7 protein-coding genes are annotated in these 11,715 nt (G+C 74.9%); 5 read left to right on the top strand and 2 right to left on the bottom strand.

Annotated features, from left to right (window positions below):
- Positions 1 to 9 precede the first annotated feature (9 nt).
- The 5 genes from JQN83_RS25940 (at position 10) to JQN83_RS25920 (ending at position 8,577) form a co-directional block, all read left to right on the top strand.
- Complete coding sequence (locus JQN83_RS25940; RefSeq protein WP_208569775.1) at positions 10 to 1,950, top strand: amylo-alpha-1,6-glucosidase; 1,941 nt, start codon at positions 10 to 12, stop codon at positions 1,948 to 1,950.
- 143 nt (positions 1,951 to 2,093) lie between these two features.
- Positions 2,094 to 3,425 carry a glycosyltransferase family 4 protein gene (locus JQN83_RS25935; protein ID WP_208569774.1) on the top strand — a complete coding sequence of 444 codons (1,332 nt, stop codon included), beginning with the start codon at positions 2,094 to 2,096 and terminating at the stop codon, positions 3,423 to 3,425.
- Between the two features lie 139 nt (positions 3,426 to 3,564).
- Complete coding sequence (locus JQN83_RS25930) at positions 3,565 to 5,592, top strand: serine/threonine-protein kinase (RefSeq protein ID WP_244253249.1); 2,028 nt, start codon at positions 3,565 to 3,567, stop codon at positions 5,590 to 5,592.
- Between the two features lie 168 nt (positions 5,593 to 5,760).
- Positions 5,761 to 7,665: a serine/threonine-protein kinase gene (locus JQN83_RS33400; protein WP_307799723.1), complete on the top strand. Its 1,905-nt coding sequence runs from the start codon at positions 5,761 to 5,763 to the stop codon at positions 7,663 to 7,665.
- 102 nt (positions 7,666 to 7,767) lie between these two features.
- Complete coding sequence (locus JQN83_RS25920; protein WP_208569772.1) at positions 7,768 to 8,577, top strand: metal-dependent hydrolase; 810 nt, start codon at positions 7,768 to 7,770, stop codon at positions 8,575 to 8,577.
- Positions 8,578 to 8,859: 282 nt separating this feature from the next.
- Here JQN83_RS25920 and JQN83_RS25915 read toward each other — a convergent pair whose 3' ends face one another.
- Positions 8,860 to 9,453, bottom strand: a complete 594-nt coding sequence (locus tag JQN83_RS25915; RefSeq protein WP_208569831.1) for a nucleotidyltransferase family protein — start codon at positions 9,451 to 9,453, stop codon at positions 8,860 to 8,862.
- 284 nt (positions 9,454 to 9,737) lie between these two features.
- On the bottom strand, positions 9,738 to 11,417 hold the full coding sequence (locus JQN83_RS25910) for a bifunctional 3'-5' exonuclease/DNA polymerase (protein ID WP_307799722.1): 1,680 nt from the start codon (positions 11,415 to 11,417) through the stop codon (positions 9,738 to 9,740).
- Positions 11,418 to 11,715: the final 298 nt, after the last annotated feature.

The raw sequence follows: 11,715 nt of genomic DNA, 5'->3' as shown, positions 1-11,715 counted from the left end.
GGAAAGAAGTTGATCGAGTTCGGTTTCGGGCCGGGGGTCTGCGGTGAACTGGCCGCCGGGGCGACCCGGGAATGGCTGGTCACCGACGGTCTCGGCGGGTACGCCATGGGCACGGTGAGCGGGTTGCGGACCCGCCGCTACCACGGTCTGCTGGTGGTCGCCGGGGAGACTCCGGCCGCCCGCCGGGTGGGACTGGTCAGCCTGGACCCGGCGGTGGTCCTGCCGTCCGGGGCCCGGGTGCGGCTCGGCGCGCACGAGTGGAACTCCGGCGTGGTCGACCCGCGCGGCTACGAGTTCCTGGAACGGTTCGACCTCGTCGACGGGCTGCCGCGCTGGCGGTGGCGGATCGGCGACGTGGTGATCGAGCGGGAACTGGCCATGACCCACGGCCGGCCCGCCGTGGCGGTGGTGCACCGGCTGGTGGCCGGCGGCCCGGTCCGGCTGGACCTGTCGGCCGCCTGCACCTGGCGCGACGCGCACGGCGAGCGGCGGGCCGACGGTCCGACGCCCCGGGTGGAGCCGGCCGACGGCGGCGCGGTGGTCGAGGGCGCATACCGGCTGACCGGCCCGGACTGGACGCCCGAGGGGCAGTGGTGGTTGGGCGTGCACCACCGCGAGGAGGCCGCCCGGGGGCTGCACCCCGACGAGGACCTGTGGTGCGCGGGGCGGTTCTCCGGAGCGCTGGACCGCCCCGGGGACACCGTGTCGGTGCTGGCCTGGGCCGGTGACCTGGCCGAGGAGCCACCGCCGGCGACGCAGGTGGTAGCGGCGGCCCGGCAACGGCACCGGGCGGTGGTGACGGCGGCGAAGCCGGCCGACGCGGTGGACGCCACCCTGGCGCTGGCCGCCGACGCGTTCGTGGTGCGCACCGCCACCGGCCCGGACGTGGTCGCCGGCTACCCGTGGTTCGGGGCCTGGTCGCGGGACACCATGACCTCCTACGAGGGGTTGTTCCTGTGCACCGGGCGGGCCGACGAGGGGCGGGAGCTGCTGCGGGGGTACGCGGCGACGCTGTCGGAGGGGATGCTGGCGAACACCGCCGACACGGGTCGGGTGGAGTACAACACGGTCGACGCGACGCTGTGGTTCCTGCACGCGGTGAGCCGGCACGTCACCGTCACCGGCGACACCGACCTGGGTGACGAGCTGCTGCCGGCGCTGCACGGGGTGGTGCAGGCGCACCTGGCCGGCACCCGGTACGGCATCGCGGTCGACCCGGCCGACGGGCTGATCACCCAGGGCGGCACCCCGGGCACCGCGCTGACCTGGATGGACGCCCGGGTGTACGGGGTGCCGGTGACCCCGCGTACCGGCAAGCCGGTCGAGGTCAACGCGTTGTGGATCAACGGGCTGGCCGGGTTGGCGGAGCTGACCGAGCTGGCCGGGCAGGACCCGGCCGAGCTGTGGCGGCTGCACCACCGGGCCCGGGACGCGTTCGGCAAGCGGTTCCCCACCCCGGCGGGCTGGCTGCACGACGTGGTGGACGCGCCCGCCCCGGCGTACCCGCTGGGTGGGGCGGCGCACCACGACGACGACCTGCTGCGCCCCAACCAGCTGCTCGCCTGGTCGCTGCCGTACGCCCCGCTGGAGCCGGACCCGGTGGCGCTGCGTCGGGTGGCCGCCGGGCTGTTCACCCCGCTGGGCCCGCGCAGCCTGGCCGCCGACGCGCCGGAGTTCGCGCTCCGGCACCGGGGCGGGCCGGCGGAGCGGGACGGCGCCTACCACCAGGGGACGGTCTGGCCGTGGCTGGTCGGGCCGTTCGTCGAGGCGTACCGCAAGGCCGGGCTGCCCACCGACGACCTGCTGGTCGGGCTGGTCGGACACCTGGGGGAATCCGGCCTGGGCTCGGTCAGCGAGACGGCGGACGCCACCGCCCCGCACGCCGCCACCGGCTGCCCGTTCCAGGCGTGGTCGGTGGCCGAGCTGCTGCGGGTCAGGCGGGTTCGATAGGCAGGCGTTACACACCGGCAACGGCGGCGTCTCCGCTGGTTATCCACCCGTGGGCAGGATGGGCCCCAACCCCGGGCCGCAGCGAGGACACCCTTCTGGTGTCCCACCGGCGTGCGCCCAGGACACCACCCGAAGGGGGCCGCATGTCACCTGACGCCGACGTGATCGACATCCACCCCGCCCGGCACCAGCGGGTGCTGATGCTGTCCTGGGAGTACCCGCCGGTGCTGGTCGGCGGCCTCGGCCGGCACGTACACGCGCTGGCCACCGCCCTGGCCGCCGCCGGGCACGAGGTCACCGTGGTCACCCGGCACGCCGAGGGGGCGCCGCTGGAGGAGTACGCCGACGGCGTACGCGTCCTGCGCGCCCCCGAGGACCCGGTGACCTTCCCGCTGGCCACCGGGTCCCTGCTGGCCTGGACGATGGCGTTCAACCACACCCTGACCCGGACCGCCCTGCGGGCCACCGACTCCGCCGACTACGACGTGATCCACGCCCACGACTGGCTGGTCGGGCACACCGCCGTCACCCTGGCCGAGCACCTCGACCTGCCGCTGGTCACCACCATCCACGCCACCGAGGCCGGCCGGCACCAGGGCTGGCTGCCCGGGGAACTCAACCGCACCATCCACGGCGTCGAACACTGGATCAGCAACGCCTCGACCCGGGTGATCGCCTGCTCCGGTTACATGCGCGCCCAGGTGAGCCGGCTGTTCGACGTCCCGGCGGGGCGGGTCGACGTGGTGCCCAACGGGGTCGACGACCGGGCCTGGCGGGCCCGGCCCCGGGCGGTCGCCTCGGCCCGCGCCCGGTTCGCCGGGGACGGCCCGCTGGTCGGCTACGCCGGTCGGCTGGTCTACGAGAAGGGCGTGCAGCACCTGGTGGACGCCGTGCCGCACCTGCGGGACCGGCACCCGGGGCTGCGGGTGGTGATCGCCGGGGACGGCCCGTACAAGGACGAGCTGGTCGAGCAGGTACGCCGGCTGCACGTCGGCGACAGCGTCCGGTTCGCCGGGTTCCTCGACGCCGGACAGCTCCCGGCGGTGCTCGCCGCCACCGACGCGACGGTCGTGCCGAGCCTCTACGAGCCGTTCGGCATGATCGCCCTGGAGGCGGCGGCGGCCGGCGCCCCGCTGGCCGTGGCGAGCACCGGCGGGCTGGCCGAGATCGTCGAGCCGGGCGTCACCGGGGTGACCTTCCCGCACAGTGACCCGGGCGCGCTCGCCGGTGCGGTCGACCGGCTCGTCGGCGACGAGGTCTTCGCCCGCCGGGTGGCCCGCCGGGCCCGCACCATGGTCGGTGAGCGGTACGGCTGGGCGGCCATCGCCGCACGCACCGTGAGCAGCTACTCCACCGCCCGTCGCGAACACGGCGGCTTCCAGGCCCGACGCGCCGCGACCCTGCTGACCGGCGGTCGCCAGCGGATCGCCATCCCCGAGGGCAACCTGCTGGCGTTCGACGGTGCCGCCTGCTGAGGAAACCGGGACCCGACGACCGATAGGTCCGCCCCGATCCATTGGCTACGGTGTACCTCGGCCGATGGTGAGGAGAACGGTGCAGCAGGTAGTGATCGCCGGCCGGTACCGCCTGTTGAACTTGGTGGGCCGGGGTGGCATGGGCCGGGTCTGGCTGGCCCGCGACGAGGTGTTGCATCGCGAGGTGGCGGTCAAGGAGGTGGTGCCCCCCGCCTGGTTGGCTGACGACGAACGCGACGAGGTGCGGCTGCGGACCCTGCGCGAGGCGCGCACCGCCGCCCGGCTCAACCATCCCAACGTGGTCCGGGTCTACGACGTGGTGCAGATCGAGGAACGCCCGTGGATCGTGATGGAGTACGTCCTGTCGCGGTCGTTGCAGGCGGTGCTGGACACCACCGGCCCGGTCGACCCGGTACGCGCCGCCGAGATCGGGCTGGCGCTGCTGGCCGCGCTGCGGGCCGCGCACTCCGCCGGGGTGCTGCACCGTGACGTGAAGCCGCAGAACGTCCTGGTCGCCGACGACGGACGGGTGATGCTCACCGACTTCGGGCTGGCCACCTTCGACGGTGGGGACGGGCTGATGACCCGCCCCGGGATGGTGCTCGGCTCGCCGCAGTTCGTCGCCCCGGAACGCGCCGCCGACGGCGTGTCCAGCGTGGAGGCGGACATGTGGTCGCTCGGGGCCACCCTGCACGCCGCGGTGGAGGGCCGCTCCCCGTACGCCCGGAGCACCGCGATGGCCACCCTGGCCGCCCTGGCGAGTTCCCCGCCGGACCCGGCGCCGCACGCCGGACCGCTGCGCCCGGTCCTCGACGGGTTGCTGCTGCGCGACCCCCGGCAGCGGATCGGCCACGACGAGACGAACCGCCGCCTGGAGGCGGTGACCCGGCCGACGCCCGCCGCCGAGCCGCCGACGGTGATACTGCCGGTCGCCCGTCCGGTGGGCGTGGCCCGGCCGCCCCGGCCGGGCGGGGACGGCGAGCCGACGCAGCAGCCGACGGACCGCGCGGGGAGGAGCCGCGCGGAACTCGACGCCGAACGGGAGTGGGGGCCACCAGGTCGCCGGGTCGCCGGTGACTCGGGGGAACGCCCCACCACGTCCTCCTCCCCGATGTCGGCCGGCACCACCGGCTCGACGTCGTCGGGCCCGGAGTCCGACCGTCCCGGGCCGGGTGTCGGGGCACCGGACGGCAGCGTGCCGACGTCCGGCCCGGCCACCGCCGCGCCGGGGTCGGGCGGACCTGCCCCCGCCGGTGCCGGGGCGGAACCCGGCGTCCCGGGGGGACACGGTCCCGGGGCGGACCCGGGACGCGGTGGCGCGGGTGGACGGGGCCCGGGGCGGTCCGGCGCGGGGGCGGGATCACGGCGGGCGACCGGGACGGGTGGGGTGGTCGGGATGTTCACCCGGCTGCCCGGCGGCACCCGGGGCTGGCTACTGGCCGGGGCGACCCTGGCGGTGGGGGCCACGGTGGGCATCGGCACCACGTTCGCGATCGACAACGACGAGCAGCGGGCCGCGCCGCGCAGCACCGACGTGCCCGTCACCGGCGTGCCCTCCACCCGCCCGTACGGCCCGCCGGGTGCCGAACAGGGCCGGCCGAACCCACCCCCCGGCGCACCGGGCCTCGCCCCGCCGCCCCTGCCCTGCCTGCGGCCCGATCCGGTCGGCACGAAGGTCACCGGCCGACCGGCGACCGTGGACGGCGGGTTCCGTCCCCCGGCCGGCTGGACCTGGTACGACGGTGCCGGCTTCCGGATCGCCGTCCCGGTCGGCTGGCTGCGTACCCAGGAGGGGCAGGTGGCCTGCTTCCGCGACCCGGGCAGCCGCCGGACGCTCAGCGTGGAACCGCTGGCCGGTGGTGGCGGCGGCGCGCTGGACCGGTTGCGGGCCGAGGAACGCACGCAGCTCGACTTCAACGCCCTGCCCGGGTACGACAAGATCAGGCTGGACACTCTCGACGACGACGGCGCCCAGTGGGAGTGCCGTTGGGACACCCCGTTCGGCGGACGGGAGCACGCGGTCCGGATGATCCCGGGTCGGAACCTGTCCGGGTTCATCCTCAGCTGGTCCGCCGCCGACGAGGACTGGAGCAACTCGACCAGCCAGCTGCGGGTGGTGCGGGAGAGCTTCCAGGGTCGGTCGACCGAGGTGACCTCACCCACCTGACCGGCCCCGCCGCTGCGCCCGCCCCCATCGTCACGGTCACCGTCACCGCGGTCACCGTCACCGCGGTCGCCATCGCTGCGGTCGCCATCGCTGCGGTCGCCATCGCTGCGGTCGAGAAACCGCAGCTCGGTGGCTACCCTGGTGAGGGGGCAGTCGAGGGGGAAAGTCGTGCAGCAGCAGCTGGTCGCGGGGCGCTACCGCCTGCTCGAACTGGCCGGCACCGGCGGGATGGGCCGGGTCTGGTTGGCCCGCGACGAGATGCTGCACCGGGATGTCGCCGTCAAGGAGGTCGTCCCGCCCCACTGGCTCGCCGAGTCCGAACGCTCGGAACTACGGCTACGGACGCTGCGCGAGGCGCGTACCGCGGCCCGGCTCAACCACCCGAACGTGGTCCGGATCTATGACGTGGTGCACGACGGGGACAACCCCTGGATCGTGATGGAGTACGTCCCGTCCCGGTCGGTGCAGCAACTGCTCGGCATCGAAGGACCGCTGGACCCGCACCGGGTGGCGGGGATCGGGCTGGCGGTGCTGGCCGCGCTGCGGGCCGCACACACCGCCGGGGTGCTGCACCGCGACGTCAAACCGCACAACGTGCTGGTCGCCGACGACGGGCGGGTGGTGCTCACCGACTTCGGGCTGGCCACCTTCGACGGTGGGGACGGGCTGATGACCGGCCCGGGGTTGGTGCTCGGGTCGCCGCAGTTCGTCGCTCCCGAGCGGGCCCGCGACGGCGTCTCCGACCCGCGTACCGACCTGTGGTCGTTGGGCGCCACGCTCTACGCGGCGGTGGAGGGGCGGTCCCCGTACGCCCGCGCCAGTGCGATGGCGACGTTGAGCGCCCTGGCCACCGAGCCGCCCGACCCGGTGCGTCGGGCCGGGCCGCTGCGTCCGGTGCTGGAAGGTCTGCTGCGCCGGGAGCCGGGCGAACGGCCCACCGCCGCCGAGACGGAGTCGTTGCTGCTCGCCGCGATCGCCGCACCGCCGACCGGCAGCCCCTCCCCCGCCGGGCCACCTCCGCCCGGCGCGGCTGTCCACCGGCCGGAGATCCCGACCGACCCGGCAACCGTCGACGCGCCCCCGCCCCCCGGGTCGGCCGGATCCGGTCCCGGGATCGGTCCACCGGGACCGGATCGACTCGGACCGGATCGACCCGGACCGGATCCAGCCGGGCCGGGTCTGGCCGGACCGGATCGACCCGGGCCGGGTCTGGCTGGGCCGGGTCTGGCTGGGCCGGGTCTGGCTGGGCCGGATCCAGCCGGGATCGGTCCACTGGGGCCGGGCCCGGCAGCGCCGGATCCCGCCGGGATCGGTCCGGCCGGGATCGGTCCCGCCGGGCCGGGTCGAGTCGACGGGCCGGGTCGAGTCGACGGGCGTACCCCGGCAGTGCCGGTGGCGGACGCACGCCGCCGCCGACGGATCGCCCTGGTCGCGGTGGCCGTCGCGGGCGCCCTGCTGGCCGGGGTCGGGACGACGCTCGCCCTGCACGACGGCGGCACCACCCCGTCCTCACCGGGCGGCGGCGCCGGCAACCCGGTGGCCCGGCCGGCGGCCTTCCCGTGCACCGCGCCCGCGCCGACGGACGCCACCCCGGTCCGGTCCGCGCCACCGCCGGCGGGTGAGCGGTTCGGCCTTATCCCGGGCTGGACCTGGTACGAGGACCCGACCGGATTCCGGATCGCCGCGCCGGCCGGGTGGCTGCACTACACCGAGGGCACGGTGACCTGCCTGCGGGAGCCGGGCGGCCCCCGGGTGCTCAGCGTGGCCCCCGGCGACGCCCCGGCCGACCCGGTCGCCCACTGGCAGGCCGAGGAACGCCGGCTCACCGATGACGGCCGGCTCACCGGTTACCGTCGGGTGGAGATCGCCCCGTTGGACATGTTCCGGGGTGGCGCACTGTGGGAGTGCGAGTGGACCGGTGCCACCGGTGGCCGGCTGCACACCGCCCGGCTGCTGGTACGGGTCACCCGGGACCGGGCGTACACCGTCTCATGGCTGACAGACCAGTTCGACTGGCAGGTCAACGCGACATACTTCCTGATGATCAGGCAGAGTTTCCGCCCCGCCGACTGACACCGTCCCCTGTGGATCGTCCGGGTGATTGCCCCGTCGGTGACGGCTCTGGCACAGTGGCGTAGCGTTGTCGATCAAGAACCCGGGGAGGGGCGAGGCGAGATGATGGGACCGTCCCACGCACTGTCGGGCGCGGCGGTGTGGCTGACCGGGTCGTGGGCGCTGGACTACTTCGCCGACTACCACCAGTCCCCGCTGGCGTTGGCCGTCGGCACGGCGGTCTGTGCCGGTGGCGCGCTCTTTCCCGACCTCGACCTCTCCGGCAAGGTCACCCGTAACCAGGGTGGCGCGACGGTGGCCCGCACCTTCGGCGTCTTCTCGCTCTTCGTCGCCGAGGTGATGGAGAAGATCTCCCTCGGCGTCTACTACGCCACCAAGCTCAGCCGCGACCCGCGCCGCAACAACGGCCACCGTACGCTGACCCACACCATCCCGTTCACCGTGCTGGTCGGCTGGGGCACCACCGCGCTCTGCGCCGCGTACGGCAAGTGGGCGGTGGTGAGCATCCTGTTCTTCATGATCGGGTTGGCGCTGCGCGGGCTCTTCGACGAGTGGGCCGAACGGGCCGGCTGGGTGATCGTCACGCTCCTCTCGGCCGCCGCCGCCTGGTTCACCTTCGCCAACCTGCCCGGCGACCGTGGTTACCCGATGATCGGACTGGCGGTCGGGGTGGGCTGTTTCGTGCACATCCTCGGCGACATGATCACCAAGGCCGGGGTGCCGATCCTCTGGCCGATCCCGATCAAGCGCCGCATGTGGACGATGATCGGGCTGCCGAACAGCATCGCCCTGCGTACCGGCAGCAAAGCCGAGGTGGTCGTGTTGCGCACCGCGCTGACGGTGCTCTCCGTACTCGCGGCGGTCGGCCTGGTAGCCCCCTCGGTCCTGCAACGATTCAACATAGAGGTCTAACCCCGCTCACCCACCCTCCACCCCGCCTCCGCCGCCTCCTCATCGCCCCGGCCCGCCCCGGGTGATCAAGAGGTTTGCGTCAACATGGAGATCATTCTTGACGCAAACCTCTTGATCACCCGGGGGAAATGCGGGCGGGGAGGGGCGGAGTCGGCCTGGTTGGCCGTGGGTGGGGGCCGGGTTCGTGGGTGCGGGGACGGCCTGGGGAGCTGGCCGAGCGGTCGGCGGTCACCTGTCGCGTTCCGCAGGCGGCAGTATCCCCGCCGCCTGCCTGAGCGCTGGTCAGACGCCGACCCGCTGCGGTGGCACGGTGAGGCCGTAGAGCGCCATCAGCTCCGGGGTGTCGACCCGGTTGCCGTCGGCGACCGAGTCGCAGGCGATGTCGACGATCTGGTCCTTGTGCGCCAGCAGATACGGTCGGGCTCCGACATCGGCGCTGGCCAGGGTGGCGATACCGGCCCAGTGCCGACGGCCGAACAGCATCGGGTAACCGCGCAACCCGTCGTAGGTGGCGCAGGCGAGCACGTCCGGATAGGGCAGCGCGGCCACCCGGCGGACCGCCTCCGGGGTGAGGCCGGGCATGTCGACCGGGACCACCACCACCGCCTCGACCCGCCTGTCGGCCAGCGCGGCCAGGCCAGCCCGGATCGACGAGCCGACACCGGTGCCCCAGGCCCGGTTGACCACCACGGTGGCAGGGCTCAGGTCAGCCGCCCCCCGTACCTCGTCGGCCGCCGCGCCCAACACGACCACCAACTGGCCGCACCCGGCCTCGGTCATCGTGTCGATCATGCAGCTGACCAGCGGCCGGCCTCCCTGGAGCAGTAATGCCTCGGGGCCGCCGAGCCGGCGTCCCCCGCCCGCCGCGATGATCATTCCTGCGATACGCACACCGGGTGCAACGAGCCCTCACCCGATCCGTGTCGGCACGAAACGGATATTTCACGCGTAATACCCACCCAACCCTGCCCCACCCCTGCCCCCACCCCCTCCCGTCCCCCACCTGCCCTCGGTGATCAAGAGGTTTGCGTCAGGAAACTCGATCCTGCTGACGCAAACCTCTTGATCACCGGGAAAAGGAGGGGGCGGGGGCACGGGGACGGGAGGGGACCCGGGGATGGGCGGGGTGGGGACGGGAGGAGGAGCGGGGGTGGGGTGGGTTAGGCGTGGGCGTAGCAGTCGACGGTGGAGAGGTCGAGGGGGAAGCGGACGGGGGTGTCGCCGAAGAGCAGGGTCGAGGCGCGTGCTCCGGCCCGGCGGATCGCCTCGGTCACCGGATCGGCCAGCTCGGCCGGGCAGTGCACGATCACCTCGTCGTGCTGAAAGAAGACCAGCTCGCCACCGATGCCGGCCAGCTCGCCCCGGAGCGTGGCGAGCATCGTCGAGGCCCACTCGGCGGCGGTGGCCTGGATGACGAAATTCCGGGTGAACCGGCCCCGGGACCGGGCGGCCCGCGCCCGGGGTGAACGGGGGTCCGGCCCGGCGTCCGGGTCCACCGGGGCATCGTCACCGGTGTCGAAGCCGGCTGTCCCCGGTGGGCAGGTCCGCCCCAGCCAGGACCGGACCAGACCGCCCGCCTCGCCGGTGCGGGCTGCCGCCTCCAGATAACCGAAGGCCGTCGGGTAGCTGCGCTTGAGCACCGCCAGGGCGGGCAGCGCCGCACCACCGGTCTGCCCGTACATCGCGCCGAGCAGGGCCAGCTTGGCACGGGCCCGGTCACCACCGAAGGAGTCCTGCGCCAACGCCGCATAGAGGTCACCGGCCGCACCGGCGGTGGCCAGCCGGGCGTCGCCGGAGACCGCGGCGAGCACCCGGGGCTCCAACTGGCCGGCGTCGGCCACCACCAACTGCCACCCCGGATCGGCCACCACCGCCTGCCGGATCACCTTGGGGATCTGCAACGCGCCGCCGCCCCGGGTCGCCCACCGGCCGGAGACCACCCCGGCGGGGACGTACTCCGGGCGGAACCGGCCGTCGCGGACCCAGGCGTCCCGCCAGGCCCAGCCGTGCGCCGTCCAGATCCGGAACAGCTCCTTGTATTCGAGCACCAACGGTACGGCCGGATGGTCGACGCCGCGCAGCACCCAGGCCCGGGTGTTGGGCAGCTCCACGCCGACCCGGGCGAAGGCGCGCATCAGCTCCGCCGGGGAGTCGATGTGCAGCTGCCGCACCCCGAGCGCCTCGGCGATCCGGGCGGCCAGCTCGGCCAGCCGCCGGGGCGGCCCGCCCATCGGGGACGCCTCGCCCAGCAGCTCGGCGAGGATCTCACCGTGTACGTCGACCCGCCACGGCAGCCCCGCCGCGGCCATCTCGACCGCGACGAGCGCACCGGCCGACTCGGCGGCCACCAGCAGCCGGAACCGGCCGGGATGCGCGGTGGCGGCGATCCGGGTGAGCTGGTCGGCGTACACCCGGGTCAGGCTGTCGATGCCGGGGCCCGGCGGCCCGGGGACGGCCTCGAAGAGCGCAGCCTGGCCGTGACCTGGCGGCGCGGGCGGCCGGGCCGGCGGGTCGGGTGGGACCACGGCCCCGATGAGCCGGGCGTACGCGGCGGCCGGCGAGCGCGGCTCGCCCCACCGCCCGGCGTGCCCCAGCAGCAGCGCCTCGGTCAGCTCGACGTCGTGGCACCGCTCGACCCGCACCCCGGCACCCAGCAGGATGGGGTAGACCGCCGTGCCGGAGCCCCACACCCAGCGGGGACGCTCGGCGGCCTCCCGGGCGGCGACCGCGCGGGGCAGGTCGTCGACCAGCTCGACCGCGCCGCACGGCCGACCGGCGGCGTCCAGCGGCCGGAGCACGCCACCGCCCCGCTCGCCCGCCACCACCGCCACCACCGCCACGGCCCGATTCTGCCCCGCCCCTGTGACACCCCGCCGCTTCCGCCGGTCGCCGGGTCCGTCCACCTGTCGGGCCGTCACCTACCGACGCCCGCGGATCGCCCACTGCGGTACTGAGGGGCAGGGGGCGATCCGGCACCCGGACAGCTGCCGCAGCGCAGCGGCGGGGCCCGGTGCCGCCCAGCGGCCCAGCGGCCCAGCGGCCCAGCGGCCCAGCGGCCCAGCGGCCCAGCGGCCCAGCGGCCCAGCGGCCCAGCGGCCCAGCGGCCCAGCGGCCCAGCGGCCCAGCGGCCCAGCGGCC

This window comes from Micromonospora antibiotica (assembly GCF_017599305.1).
Classification (GTDB): domain Bacteria; phylum Actinomycetota; class Actinomycetes; order Mycobacteriales; family Micromonosporaceae; genus Micromonospora; species Micromonospora antibiotica.
Note: the sequence above shows the minus strand (reverse complement) of the source record. Positions and strands in the feature narration are given on the sequence as shown.